Origin of the sequence: Pseudomonas sp. MF7453, assembly GCF_016405455.1 — a bacterium.
GTDB classification, from domain to species: domain Bacteria; phylum Pseudomonadota; class Gammaproteobacteria; order Pseudomonadales; family Pseudomonadaceae; genus Aquipseudomonas; species Aquipseudomonas paralactis.
The window spans coordinates 14,178-31,482 of sequence record NZ_JAEKCN010000025.1 but is presented as its reverse complement, the minus strand read 5'-3'; the positions used below and the strand labels follow the sequence as shown (position 1 = coordinate 31,482).

15 protein-coding genes are annotated in these 17,305 nt (G+C 53.0%); 6 read left to right on the top strand and 9 right to left on the bottom strand.

Annotated features, from left to right (window positions below):
* Nucleotides 1-23: 23 nt before the first annotated feature.
* The 6 genes from JFT63_RS26935 to JFT63_RS26910 all read left to right on the top strand — a co-directional run bounded on the left by JFT63_RS26935 (nt 24) and on the right by JFT63_RS26910 (nt 7,834).
* Nucleotides 24-1,757 carry a DUF4942 domain-containing protein gene (locus tag JFT63_RS26935; RefSeq protein WP_169838418.1) on the top strand — a complete coding sequence of 578 codons (1,734 nt, stop codon included), beginning with the start codon at nt 24-26 and terminating at the stop codon, nt 1,755-1,757.
* A gap of 123 nt (nt 1,758-1,880) precedes the next feature.
* Entirely contained in the window at nt 1,881-2,267 is a 387-nt protein-coding gene (locus JFT63_RS26930) for a hypothetical protein (protein WP_169838417.1), read from the top strand.
* 669 nt (nt 2,268-2,936) lie between these two features.
* Nucleotides 2,937-4,087 (top strand): IS3 family transposase gene (locus JFT63_RS26925; protein ID WP_087785413.1). Its coding sequence is split into 2 segments (ribosomal slippage): nt 2,937-3,171 and nt 3,171-4,087, totalling 1,152 coding nucleotides; the frame shifts between segments, so codons are not numbered across the junction.
* Between the two features lie 511 nt (nt 4,088-4,598).
* Nucleotides 4,599-5,762, top strand: coding sequence for a hypothetical protein (locus JFT63_RS26920; protein ID WP_198845131.1), 1,164 nt, complete (start codon nt 4,599-4,601; stop codon nt 5,760-5,762).
* Between the two features lie 408 nt (nt 5,763-6,170).
* The gene (locus JFT63_RS26915) at nt 6,171-6,578 is read left to right on the top strand and encodes a hypothetical protein (protein ID WP_084342291.1); all 408 of its coding nucleotides are present in this window, start codon (nt 6,171-6,173) and stop codon (nt 6,576-6,578) included.
* Nucleotides 6,575-7,834 carry a tyrosine-type recombinase/integrase gene (locus JFT63_RS26910; protein ID WP_084342292.1) on the top strand — a complete coding sequence of 420 codons (1,260 nt, stop codon included), beginning with the start codon at nt 6,575-6,577 and terminating at the stop codon, nt 7,832-7,834. The genes JFT63_RS26915 and JFT63_RS26910 overlap by 4 nt, the downstream gene beginning before the upstream one ends.
* Before the next feature lie 101 nt (nt 7,835-7,935).
* Here the strand turns inward: JFT63_RS26910 and JFT63_RS26905 are convergent, their stop codons facing one another.
* The 9 genes from JFT63_RS26905 to JFT63_RS26865 all read right to left on the bottom strand — a co-directional run bounded on the left by JFT63_RS26905 (nt 7,936) and on the right by JFT63_RS26865 (nt 16,812).
* Nucleotides 7,936-9,234 carry a hypothetical protein gene (locus JFT63_RS26905; RefSeq protein WP_011600732.1) on the bottom strand — a complete coding sequence of 433 codons (1,299 nt, stop codon included), beginning with the start codon at nt 9,232-9,234 and terminating at the stop codon, nt 7,936-7,938.
* Nucleotides 9,235-9,299: 65 nt separating this feature from the next.
* Nucleotides 9,300-9,785: a hypothetical protein gene (locus tag JFT63_RS26900; RefSeq protein WP_011600731.1), complete on the bottom strand. Its 486-nt coding sequence runs from the start codon at nt 9,783-9,785 to the stop codon at nt 9,300-9,302.
* Between the two features lie 144 nt (nt 9,786-9,929).
* Complete coding sequence (locus JFT63_RS26895) at nt 9,930-10,289, bottom strand: histone-like nucleoid-structuring protein, MvaT/MvaU family (protein ID WP_011600730.1); 360 nt, start codon at nt 10,287-10,289, stop codon at nt 9,930-9,932.
* A gap of 187 nt (nt 10,290-10,476) precedes the next feature.
* Nucleotides 10,477-11,103: a hypothetical protein gene (locus JFT63_RS26890; RefSeq protein ID WP_047229586.1), complete on the bottom strand. Its 627-nt coding sequence runs from the start codon at nt 11,101-11,103 to the stop codon at nt 10,477-10,479.
* A gap of 64 nt (nt 11,104-11,167) precedes the next feature.
* Nucleotides 11,168-12,151: a ParB/RepB/Spo0J family partition protein gene (locus tag JFT63_RS26885; protein WP_198845130.1), complete on the bottom strand. Its 984-nt coding sequence runs from the start codon at nt 12,149-12,151 to the stop codon at nt 11,168-11,170.
* Nucleotides 12,152-13,117: 966 nt separating this feature from the next.
* Entirely contained in the window at nt 13,118-13,423 is a 306-nt protein-coding gene (locus JFT63_RS26880) for a hypothetical protein (RefSeq protein WP_011600727.1), read from the bottom strand.
* A gap of 394 nt (nt 13,424-13,817) precedes the next feature.
* Nucleotides 13,818-14,834 carry a ParB/RepB/Spo0J family partition protein gene (locus JFT63_RS26875; protein ID WP_011600726.1) on the bottom strand — a complete coding sequence of 339 codons (1,017 nt, stop codon included), beginning with the start codon at nt 14,832-14,834 and terminating at the stop codon, nt 13,818-13,820.
* A 155-nt stretch (nt 14,835-14,989) separates the two neighbouring features.
* Nucleotides 14,990-16,123 carry a ParA family protein gene (locus JFT63_RS26870; RefSeq protein ID WP_011600725.1) on the bottom strand — a complete coding sequence of 378 codons (1,134 nt, stop codon included), beginning with the start codon at nt 16,121-16,123 and terminating at the stop codon, nt 14,990-14,992.
* A 209-nt stretch (nt 16,124-16,332) separates the two neighbouring features.
* Entirely contained in the window at nt 16,333-16,812 is a 480-nt protein-coding gene (locus JFT63_RS26865) for a hypothetical protein (RefSeq protein WP_011154371.1), read from the bottom strand.
* Nucleotides 16,813-17,305 lie beyond the last annotated feature (493 nt).

The following is a 17,305-nucleotide window of genomic DNA, read 5'->3' as shown; positions in this document are numbered from 1 at the left end:
GGAAACCAAGGAGGTTTTCACTTATGCAGCTTTTCGAGAACGACCGTCATTCCAGTGCAGTCATTCATGGCGATGTCATCGACCAATTTTTTGCCCCCGTTCAGTTTGACGCGCTGACGTTGCTAGCCGGCGATTACGAGCGCGAGAAAGCCCGTGTCATTGAGGTACATGGGATCATCACCCAGGAAAAGGTTTCTGGTGTGCTGGGTTATTTCTTCGATGGTAATGGCAATGACCAGTACGGTCGTAGCGCAAGCATTCGCCATACCAGCGCCTTCGGCGAAATATTCCAGCTTGAGGGCGCGCTGAACGAGTTGACCGCAGCCTATTGGCAGCGTGCGCTCAATCAAACCGACCTTATGGAGCACATGCCGCAGGCCCGCCGTAGCCAATGGCACAAAACCCTGAACGCCTGGCGCGACCACAAATACAAACGTGGCGAGAACCCTGAGCTGGATATGCCAGAGTTCAATCTCGACAACCTGCGTGCAACGATTCAAAGCCTCCTCTCCCGCCGTGTTGAATTCTTGGCCGAGCGTGTTGATGGCATCTTCCGAGCCCTGTCGCGCACCCATGTGACCAATCAGCCAGAAGGCTTTTACAAGCGCGCAATCATGAGCCACGTCTATAACGACTGGGGATCGACCGATCATGACCGTGAGGGCTATATCCACGATCTACGCATGGTGGTAGCCAAGTTCATGGGCCGCGATGATCCGTGCCGTGCTTCTACCACTCGCATCCTGCACCTGGCACGGGCAAGCCGGGGCGAGTGGGTAGAGATAGATGGCGGCAGCGTTCGCGTTAGGGCATACAAGGTGGGTACCGCTCACCTCGAAGTCCATCCGGACATGGCATACAGGCTCAATAGCGTGTTGGCGTTCCTGCACCCGATGGCCATCCCGGAGAGCTTCCGCAAGCGCCCAGCAAAGCCGAAGGCATCTGGCTTCAACAGCAAGACGCTTTACGAGCGCCCCCTATCGAACGCAGTGACATCGCTGCTCAGCAGCGCTGAGACATACTACTACCTGGAGAAGACGACCAACTTCCGCCGCGAATACGACCGTATTAACGTACCCAATACGCTGTGTATCTCCGTGCGAGAGCGTGCGGACAGCAAACACCTGCTCGATGAGGTGGGCAGCGTCATGGCGGCTCTGGGCGGGGTTCTGACCACCTGCCCCAAGCATGGCCGCCTAACCTACTGGCAGTTCGACTATGACCCGCGTGACGCTGTTGCAGAGGTTGCTGCACGTGGCAGCATTCCCGACCAGAAGAGCTATCAGTTCTACCCGACCCCTCCGAATCTCGCACAGCGCCTAGTGGACTGGCTGGATATCAGCCTGCTCGACACTGTATGCGAACCTCAGGCTGGCCAGGGCGGCATTGCTGATCTGCTGCCCAAGGATCGCACCCGTTGCGTCGAGGTCAGTCCGCTGCATTGCCAAATACTGAGAGAGAAAGGACACAACGTCATCGAGGGGGATTTCCTCGCCTGGAAACCTGGTACCTCCTTCAGCGTGATCGCCATGAATCCGCCATACAGCGAAGGCCGCTGGCAGGAACACCTCCGTCACGCCGGCACACTTATTGAAACCGGCGGACGACTTGGGGCAGTGCTGCCGACAAGCGCCCGGAGGCTCGCTGCCGATCTGCTACCGGGCTTCAAGCTCGAATTCTCCGAGGCGATTGATAACGCATTCGACGGTACATCTATCAGCGTTCTGCTGCTCAAGGCCACTAGAAAGCCCCTGTAATCACCACACCCGCTTTACCCAGACGGGCGACGGCTATAGCGCGGTGCAGTAAATGCACCTACTTGAGTTGGCATTTTCTCCCGCGCTGGCATGCTTATGCGACAAATCACTGGAGCTTCATCTATGCGCAAATTGTTCATCTACGCCCTTGTTGGCCTCTCGCTGGGAGGCTGCGATTCGTCGCGAGAATCGGAGGCCGCAGCCGGTACTGGTGCTGTCGAGCACGAGCGCACCCTGCGCTACAGCAAAGCAGATGACGGATCGACGGTGATTCAAGCTATTCGCATCACGAACGGTCAGCGAGCGATCGACACGGCAGCAGGGAAGGACGCGGTGCAAAGCAGGGGGGGATTCATGAATCAGATCGCCTTCAAGGACTGTGGCCGGGTGAACTTTGCCAGCACAGGGCCTGGCGTGGGTGTTGTTCAAGGCATCCATACAGGGCATGGGATGACTGCTAGATGTAAAATTCGCAACTGGGATGGCCAGTGGCATATTTTGCGAATCTAATTCGAGGGGGGCACATGGCCGGTTACATGAATGCGGAACTAGAGGCGATCCGCCTGAACCTAATCTGTACACACTGTCAGGTGAGCTTTCAGGGAACGGATTCACAAGCTCGAAAAGTCAAATATGAAAAGGCTAAGGTCTACTGCTCAAGTATATGTAGAAGTACTGCTACATCTATACGGTTAACCAAGCCACAACTGACTCAAGGCCCATGTAAGACGTGCGGGAAGGCGTTTTCCTCAAAACGCCCAAAGACTTACTGCTCCATTAAATGCTACACATCTTCGAAGCAATTTAAAGATATGCAGGCTGAAAATTTAGCTGGGATTCGTGAGCGACCAACAGTTCGTAGCCATTCAAAATCATCATCAGGTAGACCACCTATTCCCAAAGAAACTATTCATTGTCGCGAATGCAACAAAGAGACTCCGAAAACCTCGAAAACTAGGGCGTACTGCTCACAGGTTTGCTATCGCGCCTACATGGCGAAACGTTTCGATCGCCATATCGCTAATCCACAAGAAATTTCACTTATCCAGGGCTACGATGAATTCCTAGATCAGGATGAACTTGAGTGCATTATCGAAGGCTGCACATGGGTTGGAATGAATCGCCCCTGGTTTCGTAGACACCTCCAAGCCTCATAATGAGGCCCAAATAGGAGGTGCCATGAGTCGTCAGCGTTACCCCGAAGAGTTCAAGATCGAAGCGGTCAAGCAAGTGACCGAGAAAGGCAAACCCGTCGCCGATGTCGCCCAGCGCCTGGGCATGTCCGTACATAGCCTTTACGCCTGGATCAAGGTCTACACCAAGCCCCAAGAGCAGCGTCAGCAAGACGACGATCAGCAGGCCGAATTGCGCAAGCTACGCGCTGAACTCAAGCGCGTGACTGAAGAGCGAGACATCTTAAAAAAGGCCGCCGCGTACTTTGCCAAGGAGTGCGGCTGAAGTACGCCTTCATCAAGAAGCACTCGACTGATTACCCGGTGCGGCGCCTTTGCCAAACCCTCAAGGTGCACCCCAGCGGCTACTACGCCTGGCTGGCCGAGCCTCAATCTGCCCGAGCAAAAGAAGATCAACGTCTGCTTGGCTTGATCAAGCACGCTTGGCTAGAAAGCGGGGGTGTATACGGCTACCGCAAAATTCACGATGACCTACGTGAGCTGGGAGAGGAATGCGGACGAAATCGAGTCGGGCGCTTGATGCAGGCGGAGGGGCTGCGTTCGCAAACGGGCTATCGGCGGCGTCCAGGGTTTTACGGTGGAAAACCAACAGTGGCCTCGCCCAACCACCTCGCGCGGCAGTTCAAGGTCAGTGAGCCGAACAAGGTCTGGGTGACAGATATCACTTACATCCGCACCTATGAAGGATGGCTCTATCTAGCGGTAGTGCTGGATCTGTTCTCACGCCAAGTAATTGGTTGGTCAATGAAGCCAAGGATGTGCAGCGACCTGGCTATCGACGCAATGTTGATGGCTGTGTGGCGACGCAAGCCACAGCAGCAAGTGATGATTCACTCAGATCAAGGTAGTCAGTTCAGTAGCTCAGATTGGCAAAGCTTCTTGAAGGCTAACAATGTAATCAGCAGCATGAGTCGGCGGGGAAACTGCCACGACAATGCCGTAGCCGAGAGCTTTTTCCAACTTTTGAAGCGGGAGCGCATCCGACGAAAGATCTACACAACCCGTGAAGAAGCCCGAAGTGATATTTTCGATTACATCGAAATGTTCTATAACCCTAAACGCCGACACAGCAGTGCTATGCAGCTGTCTCCAATAGAGTATGAGAAACGCTATTTCCTGAGCTTGGAGAGTGTCTAGGAAACCAGGGGCGATTCAGAAAGCATCTATCTCTACATATAAATCTAGCCCATGGAATACAGGCTTCAGAAGTCAAACGTGCGGCTGGGTTTAGTTTATCAAGTGGCATAGTAGCTAAACCATTAGCCGAGTCTCTTCGCCAAAGAGAATTGGTTGGCGTAGCTAAAAACCCGAATACTATTGGTCTTGAACTCGCTAGACTGGCCATCAAAAACAAGCCGAAAAAATATCGATCCAAAGAGACAAATGAGCACTTACTAAAAACGAGAAGCCTCATGATTGAGGGCCCAGTAAGAACGTGCTTGCACTGCGGAATTGATTTTAGGCAGAGCACTAGATTTGGCAAAACCCTATACTGTACAAAAGAATGCCGAGCAGCCAAATACGCAGCCATCGACCAGAAAAAACCCAAGAAGAAGAGAGAGCGCCAACTCAACGGGACATTTAAATGGGTTTAGCCCATTTCACAATTAGCGAATTGCAGAACTGCATGTTTAATCGAGCTAATCATATGAAGAAAAAGTGGAATAGCGAATTTGATGCTTTTCTAAAAGAGAACATCAATAAATTGAGCAAAGATAAAATAGCCATAACCCTCGGTGTTAAGCCAGATGCTATAGATAGAGCGAGGGTTCGCCTAGGTTTGCCCGCCTTCCCCAAATGGGCGAGCGAGGATGACCGCATCCTTGCCGAAAACGCAGAGATCAAAACTATCAGCGAACTCGCCAGCATGCTCCAACGTAGCAAGTCGCAAATAGACATAAGATTGGATTGGCTGGGCAAGACTGCCAAGGCAGTCTCCAGCGAGAAACAATCTTACTTATCTGAAAACCAGAAGGAAATCATTAAAAAAAATCGACTCCGCCTTAGTTTTAAGCAAATAAAAAAATTACTTGGAATATCAACTTCGCATTTGAAAGGAGCTTTAAATACCCTAAATATCGAGCTGAAGCATAAGTCACCTTTTTCAGTTGATGAAGTTAGTTACATAGCTCAAAATTATGCAAATCGTGGCGCACGGCACTGTGCTGAACACATAGGCCGGACAAAAAAGAGCGTCGAAGCTAAAGCACTATCGCTTAAAATCAAGATGGGAAATAAAAAAATCTGGACTATAGAGGACGATCGTTTTCTCGTCGAGAACATTCAGATGCTTGGCTGTGAACAGGTAGCTTTAGAACTCGGAAGAACGCTAGCAGCTGTTAAATTTCGCCGAGCTTTTTTGAAACCAACAAGAGAAAGGCGAGTATTTAGTAAGGCAGAAATAGATTTTATCATCGACAACTACTCTAGTTTTGGATGTGTCTGGATATCAAATGAGCTGAATACCTCCGTTGATAAAGTCGTTGGAAAGGCTAACCGCTTGGGGCTTAAGCCAGTCTCTCGAATCCTCCTAAGTATGGATATCGAGTTTATAAGGGATAACTATCAAAAGTACGGAGCCACATGGGTGGCAGAGCGAATCTCCTGCACTATCCAAAATGTCCTTGAGATAGCCAATGAATTTGAATTGACTTTCAAAAGAACTAGATGGACCAAGGATGAAGATAAATTCCTTCTTGACAATTACCAAAATCTTACGCTCAGAGAGATCTCAGAGAAACTTAATAGGCCTTACAAATCGACCGTGACAAGACGCACCAGGTTATTTAAAAAAACAACTTATAATCCTTAAAAAGCAACTTCATTTGTTAATGTCTACTGCTCCTCTGGTGACGGCCAGTTTCACTAACTGGATAACTTGCTTCGATTCAGACCCCAGCCTTTACTATTTACCGATTGCTCAGACCAGTCCGAACAGAGTAATCAGACCTTTGGGGGGCATACACGCCCCTCCCCTTCACTAGGCCCAGACACTCAAGCTCTCACAGCCTGCCTCCTCTCCTTCCTGAAGGGTTCATTCTGCTCGATAGCAACTGTGGGCTATGATGTGGGACGTAATATTTGGGTTCCCTGTAATCCCTTATATCCTGTGGCCTGTAGCCATTTTGTATGGGGATACCTTATCCTCCTACATTCCGGCGAGATCTGGCGCGATTGCAGTATCAGCGCCTGCGAACAAACGAGCCGCGAGGAATCCGTAGTGAAAAACCATGCTTCGAATGAGCACGCTCAAAGCGAGCCGATTTCTGGTGAGATTTACCACGTCACGCCAACCCGTAATCTTGAGTCCATCTTCCGTGACGGTTTACGGCCGCAGATTGGACCTCGCTCCGAACTACTCGGTGAAGCCAAGGAAATGGTCTATTTCTTTGGGTCGATGCTGGCAGTAGAAGACGCACTCAGTAACTGGCTTGGTGAAGCGCTTGATGACGAGCCTGGAGCGATTTCCGTTCTCGCCGTTGATCGCTCCGGTTTACACCTCGTTTCAGATGCGGGGTACGAGCTTGCTTGCCTTCACCTTGTCCCAACGGAGAACATTTCTCTCGCTTTTCAGGATGACGTGCCGGTGGATGAAAAGAATGGCCCGGTGACCGAGGGCACCTCATGAGCAAACTGACCCCTAAGTTCGTCAAGGATGTCGACCAGCCCGGCTCCTACCAGGACGGCCGAGGGTTGATTCTTCGTGTGTCAGCTACCCTGCGAAAAAGTTGGGTCTTTCGCTATATGCTGGCGAAGCAGCGGCACGATCTGGCCCTGGGGACATTCCCTGCCTTGAGCCTCAGAGACGCACGGCTGGAGGCTGACAAGTACCGGCTCGATATCGCCCGTGGCGTCGATCCAGCCGCTGAGCGTGCGAAGGCCAAAGCCGCCAAAGCCTCACGAACTACAACGAGCCACACGTTTCGGTCTTCGGCGGAAAGGTACATACGCACGCATTCGTCGAGTTGGTCTAAGAAGCATCACCAGCAATGGCAGAATTCACTCACGAAGCATGTCTACCCTGTCATAGGCGGATTTCGGATAGCCGAGGTCGACACGGACGATATCCTGGATGTGCTGACGCCGATCTGGAGCAAGATCCCCGTCACGGCGAACCGCGTCCGGAATCGCATAGAGCTCGTGCTCGATGCAGCGAAGGCACTGAAGCTTCGGCAAGGTGAAAACCCCGCACGGTGGCGTGGTCATCTCGACAAGCTCTTGCCCAAGCAATCGCATACGGTAGTCCCCTTCCCGTCTCCGACACCTTTACGCACTGCCGAGCTGTTGGCCAGGCTCGATTCCCTGGATGGGGCAGCAGCTCGTGCTGCTGAATTCGCAATTCTGACTGCGACCCGTAACCAAGAGGTGAGCGGGGCCCAGTGGCCGGAAATAGATTGGGAGGAGAAAATCTGGTACATCCCAGCAGAACGCATGAAAGCGGGCAAGGCTCACCGGGTACCCCTTACCGAGCAAATGCTCGAGGTGCTACGGCAGCAGGTCGGAAAGCATGACAAATGGATATTTCTCAACTCCTGGCGAACAGGCCCTATTCCCGGCAATGCCATGGCAAGGGTGCTCGATCAGCTCCAGGTCGATGGCGTCGTACCGCATGGGTTCAGATCTACTTTTCGGACGTGGGCCGCGGAAGAAACCGATCACCAGCGAGAGGTTTGCGAAATGGCTCTCGCGCATACCCTCAACAGTAAGGTTGAAGCAGCATATAACCGAGGTGACTTGCTAGATAAGCGTCGCGCCCTGATGAAGGATTGGGGGGACTTTCTTGTCGCCAACGCTCCCCAGGTGAAAGGTGAGGTATCGGATCTGGTTTCGGAGCTTGCCCCTGATGCTGGGTCGGACCTGGCCAAGGTGCAGCCGGCCGCTTGACCACCGAGGTGAGGGCGCTCAGCCAGAAGCGCCCGAATAACAACCAATTTTGCCTGAACTGTGCCCCCCTCCCTCGCAGTTCCTATATTTCATAGGTGAGATCAGAATGGAAGTTTCTGCTCCACCACCATAGCTGTGGCGTTGTACTTCCTGCCGATCCGGAATGTGTCCCCCATAGTCGTGATAGTACGACCACGAAGATCGGTCGCTTTCTTGTCCTCAGCCAGGAAGCGCATGGCATCGGCAATCCGGTGCGCGAGCTTGCCGATCGCCTGGTTGTATCGGTCAGCACTACGACCGATCTCCAGGGCAGCATCCAAGGTTGCACCATGCAACAGGGCGTCGGCCACCCACTCACCGACCTCTTTAGCCGTGTCGTGATCGTTCTTGCGGTCTGCGACCTTACCGAGCAGATAGAACAGAAAATCGTCGTCACGGTTCGCCGCCCACCCGTTGATGAAGTGGCACTCCATCTGGAACACGTCGAACAACGAGTAGAGGGTGCCATCCGACAGCATGGACAGTTCTGGGTAGAGAGCTCGCAGCTGCGGGAATTCTTCCTCCCCGTACTCCGGCACCTCCTCCGTCGGGTCGTTCAGCGTTTCCAGGCGCAGGCCGGCAGCCTGGGCCCAGACCTCTGCAGCTCGTTCTTGAGCATGCTTGGCGGCATGAGCGATATCACCACGCCACTTCGCTTCAGCTTCCTTCACGGCGTTGAACATCACCTCCGAGACTGGCTCAAAGCCCGCCTCGAACTCGACGTTACCCAGCGCCGTGTAGACCCAGCCTTCAGCCGCCGGCCCTTCGGGGATTTCAGGCCGGGCCGGCAGCAGCGCCAGATCCAGGGGATCGCGCAGCGTCATCGGCTGCCCGCGATAGGTGAAGTCACCACTACCAGGGAGAACACCACCCACCAGGAGGTTGGCGAACGCGGCTTTCACGTCGCCCTCCTCCTGGAAATCCCCCGGCAGTCGAGCATTGAAGGGGCGGTGCAGGATTAAGCGGCCAGTCGCCCGAGATTCAAGGGTGGCTGTGTCCATCGCCGCAAGAGTTTCCGTTTGGTAGGGAACCGGCACTACTCCCCAGGCCTCGACGGCTTCCTTGGCAGAAACAGTTGCTTCGGCAATCAAGCTGAGAGCCAGTTCTTCGACCGTTAAGCTGCGGGCCATCTCTTGCAGCTGTGCATGCGGCTGCTCCTTCTGGCGCTCTTTCACCAGGTGCACCAGCTTGTCGAAGACGAATACCTTCCCGTCATTGACCAGGTAGGTTGCATTCGGGACGCCAGACACGTTTCGCAATTCTTCCTTCAGCGTGTCATTCAGGCCCCCGAAAAAGTTGCTGTACTCGTCCACGACCAGCATCCGCGGCCGTTCAGTTTTAACGTTTTTGTCGTTAGACATGACTCATTTCCTTTCCAGTGCCTCAATGGGCATAAACGGCGACCAGTCACTCGCCGAGCAACAATTCATTCGCTGGCTTGGCCGAAAGAGGTGCCTCGAATATTGTTGGCCTCGTCACAGATCCGGGCCACCTCCAGCATCGCTTTCAGCGCTCGCTCCTCCGTCTCCCTCGTGGCGAATGCAATCATGAACCCATGCAGCAGACCGGCGAGCATTGCCCCACTGTCCGCAACGTTACGGTTCCCTGCCACGGCGGAAAATTGCTCCAGGAGGGGAGCAGGTGCCTTCAGAAGAAATTCCTGGCCGAGGGATTTTCCGATACTTGCCGCATGGACACACTGGTGAGCCAGGGCTTCTTCAGGCGACATCGGTGTACCGTCATAATGCTCGAAAGACGCCTTCACATGGTTGCGACCGTGCATGCCGGCGGCGATGCTTTCAGCTCCCTGACGGATCTTCTCAACTGCAATACTGGCTATGCTGAAGTCTGTTTGCGCTTCATCCATAACCGCGGCCAACAGGCGTTCATCGACGTTTTCAGTGCTATCCATTTGATCCTCCGTTGATAGTTATTTACCTCCATTTCAAGTTCTCATTCAATTGAAAAAACCCAAGCTCCCGGTGGCCAAACCGAGCTCACAAAAAAGGCCGGGATCACCGGCCTTTTATTCTGGAAGATCAGCGGAAGCGCAAACTCACTGGGTTCGCCATGTCTCGACTACATCAGCGCCATGCTCTTGCTTCCACTCCTTGAGCGTCTTGTGGTTGCCGCCCTTGGTCTCAACGAGCTCACCCGTGTTGGGGTTGCGGTAGATCTTGACTGCTCGTTGCGCACGAGGTTTGCCAGGCTGATGGGTAATCTGCTTTCGATAGTCCGGGTCAAGAATCGCGATGATGTCACGCAGGCTCTTGCCATACTCAGACATCAAGGCCCGCAGCTTTTCCTCGAACTCCATCTCTTTCAAAAGGGCTTCATTTCCGCTCAGCTTCTCCAGGCGGTCCTGAAGCTCCTTGATGGCTTCCTCTGTGGCTCGGTACTCGGTGATGAGGGACATCTTGTCTCCTTGGTTTTGGTTTCATGGCCCTGAGCCGTGACGGGGCGCGCCAGGCTTGCTAGGGCTGCTGGTTAGATCATGCCTGCCGATGCAAGGAATGCATAGCCTGCAAGGTATCCGGCGCAAGGCCAGAAGGCGTAAAACTGAATGTTGGCGAACAGTTTCTTGTTCATGGCGTCCAGGAGGGCTAAGCCTCCTCCTCCAAACGGTTGATTTCGGCAATTACGCCCTGCATGTTTTCGATCGCAATTTCGGCGGCTTTCCGGGCCTTGCCGAACAGTGATTCCTTTCCTTCAAGCAGGGAGTCGAGGCGGTTGTTCTCGCGCCGGAGCTGCTTAGCAATGGCATCAAAGTCTTCACCCTCGGAAGGTTTCTTGCCCTGGAGCTTGAGTTCCATGGCTTCGGACTGCTTTAACATCAGATCGCGAACAACGGTACGCTGAGTCGCGCTTTGCTCGTCGAAGCCATTGATGCTTTCGAAAACCTTCACGGCTGCTTTCACACTGGACAAGGCTTTGGTGCCTACTTCGGACTTCCCTGCCTTGGTTTGAGTGGCTGCCTGTTGAGTGTTCACGCCAGGTGCAACATTGCTGCTCGAGGGAGCGCTGTTACCTCCAGCCTGGCCGCCGCCGGCCTCGGCTGTCTTCTCTTCGATACAACCTTCAGTCATCTGATGAGAAACACTCGCCGCACCCTCCAGGGCCTCGTTCGTAGCATCTGCATCATCAGCGGAAGGGATGGGCGCGGAGCCACCCTCGCCACCGAAGAGGTTCGGGCCAAAATCCATTACGGTGTCGTCCTGAGGTGTTTGCATGTGGGTACTCCTTTTCTGTTCGGGCTTTAACCTATGAAATCACCCTTCCAGAAAATCCCAACCCTCACGTCTCCTCAGCATATCGGGCCTGCATTTTTGCCTTCACCCGATTCTCCAACCTCTTTGCTACATCCACAACAAAAGCAAGGAACTGAAGATCGAGGCCTTCTTCAACCTCATTCATGATGTCGTCGGCAACGCCCTCAGCTTCTCGACCAAATTGCATTCCGGCATCAGCCATTTCGAACAGTAGCTGAGCCGCTGGCTTTCTCTCCGAGGTATAGAAAACGTCCGACTCTTGCTCAATCGCGGCTATTTGGTTAGCCGGCGCATCCTGTGCTGAATCAACATCTTCATCATCGTCAAGCGGCACCGGCGGAGGCAGGGAACCGTTTTTTTCTGAGGGCGGAAGTGGCTTATTGGTCAATTCAGGTTTCGATCTGCCCTCCTCCCTCATGTCCTTCGCGGCCTTACGAATAGCCTTAGGCCCACGGCTACACAACTCTTGCTGTGCTTCTTTACCCAGCTTAGCCACCTGTTCAGCTGCGGATACGCTCACTTCGCCGGACTTGACAGCATCCAGCAGCTCTTGGGCACCGTCCCGCACAACCTTGCACGCAGAAGACACAGAGCGCGGACTGATACCCAGGACTTTGGCTGCCTCCTCAATAGCCATTTTGGCGGCTTCCAGCTCCTGCCCGGCGGCCTTATCCAGGTCAACAGTGATAGCGCTACTCCCGCGCAGTGAGGACAGCTCGGCAGCGATCAAAGCCCGTTGTGCCACGGTGAGCTGCCGTCGATAGAGGTTCAGAGAGAGGACATAACCCAGGGCATCATCTCCTGTGTATTCCTCTGTTCGGGGTTCGATCAGCAGATCCTTGCAAACGCGGTATCGGTTTCGCCCATCAAGGATCTTTCCTTCATGGAGAACGATCGGGGCACGCTGTCCGTTGGTATCGATATCTTCAAGCAGGGCTTCGTAGTCATCACCAATGATTAGCGGAAATAGCTGAGCGTAATCGTGAAACTCCAAATCATAGCTTTGCATAAGCAGCTTCTCGTTCCATGTTCATCTAGGAACGATAAGTCGAATACATACATAAATGACGCTTTTTCAGGTCGTTTTTGCGTCTGAATTTGCGATCATTTTGTTGACCTGTCGTCGATATTCACGCAAAAAAAACCCTGCCATTTAAGCAGGGGTTGTGATCTACAGAAGCCCAGGACAATAAATCTAAATCAATATTAAATCTTCTCTTGAAGTTGGCTTATTAATTCCTCGAGAGCTTCTTGATCTGGTTTTGTGTCAACGAATCTAAGCGACTTGTCTGAAAGGACTTCCATGACACCCCATTTCAATTCATGTAAATCCTGGCCCGGCTCCGGTGGCGTCTCCCAGTAGGGAAAGCTTCTGACTACATGAGGCGGCATCTTTGTGATCATGGCTGAATCTCGGTATTTTCTGTCAAGGCAAAGGCTGCATGCTAACCAGTGTATAAATATACAGTTCTGCACCACCACACAAAAAACGGCGTCAAAAGTTCGTCATCTTTTCAGCTCGTAAACTGGTTGCAGAACGGCAACACCTATAAAAAAGTTGTCTCATAGCACAGCATAAGCTAGGGCCATGCCTACAGCAAACATTAGGCCATCACTGACCATTTAAGGCGTGATAAGTTTCATTAATTTGATGCTTTTTGAGTTTTTTGACCGCCGTAAGCTCGATCCCTTCCTACAGAAGGAAAGTGAGCTGGCTGTGGTTGAAGCATAGGTTATCGCGGAGATCTATGTAGATCATTTCCTGTCCGGAGCCTGGGACAGCGCGTGGACAGCCTCCCTTGGAGCTTCTGTGCTAGGCCTGCGGCTCTCGGCCTACTCTCCGTGCGTACTCAAGCAACCAGAGTAGCGAATGATCTGGGCGGTCAATTGCGATTCCTGCAAAGGGGTGCGCTTGTGAGCTTCCTGGATATCGATTTCAAGCGCCTCGACCTCAGAGCATGGCATCGGCCTCGGTTCACTCACACTCACTCACTGACACCTTCGGCCTTAGCCAGCCTTGCCTACGCACCTCCCCCATCGCCGCTTCCAGCTCAGGAATCGAGGAGATGTCGCAAGACACCGTTGGCTTTTTTCCTTTGCGGTCTGTGGGCAACTGCAATATGACTTGCTCAGGATCGCTTAGAGAAACCTGGAATTTTATGCTCGGAAGCCCGCTGAAGATGATGCTCGCCTTCGTTAGGTTCAACTCAGCTGAAGCCTGCCGCACCTCACCTTCGTGCTCATACGCCAGCGAGATACGGTGTTTGGTTGAATTGCTCATAGATAACCCCTGGCGCTTGGTCTGCGCAAATTTGCGTGACGCTTAATGCTTTGTTTTGAGCCCGCGCCTCGCCGCGGATGAACCGATCTTCGCTGCTCAACATGTGAATCCGCGCGGGGGCTGAACACTTCAGCCAGTGCTCTGAAATCACTGAAAACAGCTCGATACGGCTTAGGCCGAGCAAATGCTCAGGCTCAATCTTTGGCAGCTGTGCGAGAGCGGTGAATCGTGTCTGCGGTTGCACCACTCTGAGTTCTGGTTGCGCGACTGCGGTTGCCATATATCCCTATCTCGAAGTCTGAAAAACCATATTCTGTCATGGCACTTCGCCTTCGTGTTCACGTTTTCTAACCAGTTTCGCGTCTGAAATCATTCATTACAATATAATTGATAATCATTCGCTTGCAATGAGGGAGCGATCTATGGTCTTCAAAAAGGCCTCAAATTGTTCAGCCAGCCGCTTCGCGTCGACAGTTTTCTCGCATCGAAGCTCGAACTTTTTCCCATCTACACGAACCTTGCCTATCCCACTGATCTCTTTGTCGGTGAACTTGCTCGGCGTTTTCTGCTGATCACGCGAGGCAACCTCCTTCGCTAACCACCGAAGAGCATGTTCCTGCGTCCATTGATGATCGCGCATAGAGGTAACTGCTTGCAGAAGCAGCGCCGGCTCGGTACGACTGAATTCAATGAAGTCTTTTGCCCATTTCCCACCGATAAGCCCTGGATTCGTGTCGAGTATCGCTCGAACCTCCTCTGGCAGATCCATTAGGAGAAGGCATCTGCTAACTATCGAATGGTTGACCCCTACTCTGCGCGCCAGAGCACGAATCGAACTTTCTTCCCCAGCTCGCATAATCGCGGCATAGGAACGACCGCGCTCATACTCGGTTAGAGCTTCCTGTCCCTCGTTGTCGGTCAAGGCCAGGATTTTCGCCATTGCATCCGTAACGGAGCGAACATAGGCGGTGACGGTTTCTCTGCCCAGCAGCTTGTGAGCACGCCAACGACGCTCGCCGCCGATCAGCTCATACGCTCCTTCCCCTATAGGACGAACCGTCAACGGCTTTACCAGCCCAACAGAGGCGATCGAGTTCGCCAGATCCTCAATAGCAGCCTCGCTGAAGGTCAGGCGAGGCTGAAAGGGAGATACCCGAATCGACTCGACCCTTACTTCAGCGAGGACGCCGCTATCACTTGCGGCAAGAGATTCATCGCTATGGCCTGGCGTTGGAGCTGCAACCGGGGTTGGAACTGGAGCGCTGTCCTCCTGTTCCGCCCTTTGCGCTGCGAGCATGTCTGCAACGGAAACCCTGAGATTCGGCTCAGCAATTTCCGCTGGCGGGCGAACCCCGGTGACCCAAAGAGGGGGGGTCTTTTTTTGACCTGGGTAATCCTCCGACTTGGCCATACTTCCTCCGAAACCTAGTGGTGGTGCTCCGAGCACCACTCATATTCTCAAGTTATAAGTGGTGCTCCGAGCACCACCATTTTCTGAACTCGCTGAGTGGTGCTCCGAGCACCACTCAAATCTAACGGCTCTGGTGCTCCGAGCACCACCTCAAATCACTGAGCGGCCAGATCGCGTATTCGTTTCAACGCCTCACCGAAAACACTGCGCATCGAGTCAATAGTCTTGGAAGAGGCACCTTTCCAGACCAGCAGGGGAACGCCTTGATCAAGCGCTTTACCGTAATCCTCGGAGTAATAGAGTTTTTCTTCAGATACCCGACCAGGGAAAAGATCGTTCAGGACGACCAGGTTGTTGAGGATGCGTTTGCGGTTGCGGATGAACATCGTAGGGATAGCGAGCACTCCCGGAGAGCGGCGATATGCTTTCGCAAATCGAACCATCCAGTCGTTTAGCCGCATCAGCGCCCTGAATGAAAACTTATCCATCCGTACAGGGCAGAGCACAAAGTCGCTGGCAACAATGGAGTTCTTGGTGAGCCTGGAGGCGGTAGGCGCGTTGTCGAACAGAATCACATCATAGGAGGAGATATCGACACCTGGGATTTCTCCGCTACGCGCCCGCTCAAGCCACCCTGCATACCAGAAGTCCATATTGTTTTCGGCATCGAGTGCCACGGCCAGGTCTTCCAGATATGCATCGGCAGGAATCAGGTGTGGCCCGTTCTCACCGAATGGCTTCTTGACGACTTCCTCGAAAGTCATCGGATCAAAGCATCTCACCCGGAGATCGGGACTCAGGAGGCTGCCAAAATGGCCGGCGACATAGCGATCTGCTGGTATTCCCATCGCCTCGAGATCTGATAGTGCGAGATCTGGATCGTAGCCAAACACGCTGGACGAATCGCCCTGAGGATCGTTATCAACGCAAAGCACCCGCAGACCTGCAAGCTGAAGGAATACAGCAAAGTTGACTGAGGTTGTCGTCTTTCCGGTACCGCCTTTCTGCACGAACGTTGAGATAACAATCTGCCGAGGCAGTCCCTTTGCGTAGCCTTTCGCTCGGCGAAGCGCAGCGATGTCAAAAATATCGCGAAGCGTATAAGCCCTTGAGGTGACAGTTCCTCGCGGAACCCGGCGAATCTCGATGCCGTTTTCGTCTTCAATATCTTTGAGGCGACGGGTGGTAAGGCCGAAGCAGTCGGCCGCGAACTGGGGAGGATAGAGGAGGGCGTCGAAGTCGGTGTAGTTGACCGTTTCTTCTTCAAACTGCTCGCTTGACTGCTGCATGACAATCCCTGCATTTGCTGAATACAGGGGGATGATAATACGTAACGCCATATTTTCAAGGCTAAATCATGGTACGGGCCTTTTTTCCGCTGCTTATCCCGAACTGATGGCTAGGTATCCTGCCGATCAGTTCGGGTTTATGGCTGTTTTTTATGGTTTGAAGCGAACTGGTTTTTGTATGGAAAGAGGAGGGCTGTTCTGTGAATTAATTAGGCGTACTGTTTTTGAGCTTGGGTGCGTGCGCGTTTGAAGTCGGCGCTGATGTAATTGACTGTGAATTGGGTGTCCAGGGGATGCGATTCGACAACCACCTCGGTGGAGCCAGACAAGAAAGTCACGTTCTCAAAGCCAAGGCTGGATTCATCAGTGCTGATTTGCAGCTGGCTCCTCAAGCCATTCAGCACCTCCTCCAGGTGGAGCTTGTCAGCTTTTACCGTAGCGACATCCAGGACCCCTTCAGCGTTGAAGGCCAGCTGAATGTCAGTGACACCCTCGAGGTTGACCTCCCACTCTGAAAGGTTAAGTACCGGCCCGCCGGTGTAGGAAGTACCAATCTTGTCGATGATGGTGTAGTGCTGCTGGACGTCTACGATCGTCGTAACGCCTACAGCTAGGCTTACCGGCTCCGGCGCTATAGCAGCCATGCTGAGCAGATAAGCTGCGACGCCCGCGAAAGCGGCAGTATTCATTGGGTTCCTCCAGGTCGTGTTCGGTTGGGATCATTTTCTCCTCGCCGACCTGGTGGGTGTGCTGCTTTCGAACCGAATTGTCGTCGGAAAAACGGCCCTCGGATTCTGAGTCTGCTTTTGGCTTTGGTTTTGGCCTTTGCTTCTCAACCTTCAGAAAATCAGCTTTTCAGTTTTAAAAGCCTTTTAATTGTTTTTCTCTTGTTGTTCTCTTGTTTTTAGAAGGCTGGAGCCCTTGTGCCACGGGGCCTCCAGAGGACTATCGACTACAAATTACGGCATTGCGACTACAGATTCCGGCTTTGCGACTATGGATTACGGCTGATGCGACTACAGATTCCGGCTGTGACGACTACAGATTCCGGCCGTTATCCACAGGCCAGATGAAGGCCCTGGGCTGCGTCTAACGACTACAGATTCCGGCTGTTGGGTTGTGCACATAGCACGATTTTGAGTTTTTATGGCTCGATTTCAAGCCATTTTGTGCTTTGAATTT

What these genes read in the sequence shown, in the direction of transcription:
- JFT63_RS26895 (WP_011600730.1), bottom strand. Translation starts at nt 10,289, where the DNA reads ATGTCCCTCATCACCGAGTACCGAGCCACAGAGGAAGCCATCAAGGAG.
- JFT63_RS26935 (WP_169838418.1), top strand. Translation starts at nt 24, where the DNA reads ATGCAGCTTTTCGAGAACGACCGTCATTCCAGTGCAGTCATTCATGGC.
- JFT63_RS26910 (WP_084342292.1), top strand. Translation starts at nt 6,575, where the DNA reads ATGAGCAAACTGACCCCTAAGTTCGTCAAGGATGTCGACCAGCCCGGC.
- JFT63_RS26865 (WP_011154371.1), bottom strand. Translation starts at nt 16,812, where the DNA reads ATGAATACTGCCGCTTTCGCGGGCGTCGCAGCTTATCTGCTCAGCATG.
- JFT63_RS26930 (WP_169838417.1), top strand. Translation starts at nt 1,881, where the DNA reads ATGCGCAAATTGTTCATCTACGCCCTTGTTGGCCTCTCGCTGGGAGGC.
- JFT63_RS26900 (WP_011600731.1), bottom strand. Translation starts at nt 9,785, where the DNA reads ATGGATAGCACTGAAAACGTCGATGAACGCCTGTTGGCCGCGGTTATG.
- JFT63_RS26920 (WP_198845131.1), top strand. Translation starts at nt 4,599, where the DNA reads ATGAAGAAAAAGTGGAATAGCGAATTTGATGCTTTTCTAAAAGAGAAC.
- JFT63_RS26885 (WP_198845130.1), bottom strand. Translation starts at nt 12,151, where the DNA reads ATGCAAAGCTATGATTTGGAGTTTCACGATTACGCTCAGCTATTTCCG.
- JFT63_RS26870 (WP_011600725.1), bottom strand. Translation starts at nt 16,123, where the DNA reads ATGCAGCAGTCAAGCGAGCAGTTTGAAGAAGAAACGGTCAACTACACC.
- JFT63_RS26905 (WP_011600732.1), bottom strand. Translation starts at nt 9,234, where the DNA reads ATGTCTAACGACAAAAACGTTAAAACTGAACGGCCGCGGATGCTGGTC.
- JFT63_RS26875 (WP_011600726.1), bottom strand. Translation starts at nt 14,834, where the DNA reads ATGGCCAAGTCGGAGGATTACCCAGGTCAAAAAAAGACCCCCCCTCTT.
- JFT63_RS26880 (WP_011600727.1), bottom strand. Translation starts at nt 13,423, where the DNA reads ATGAGCAATTCAACCAAACACCGTATCTCGCTGGCGTATGAGCACGAA.
- JFT63_RS26890 (WP_047229586.1), bottom strand. Translation starts at nt 11,103, where the DNA reads ATGCAAACACCTCAGGACGACACCGTAATGGATTTTGGCCCGAACCTC.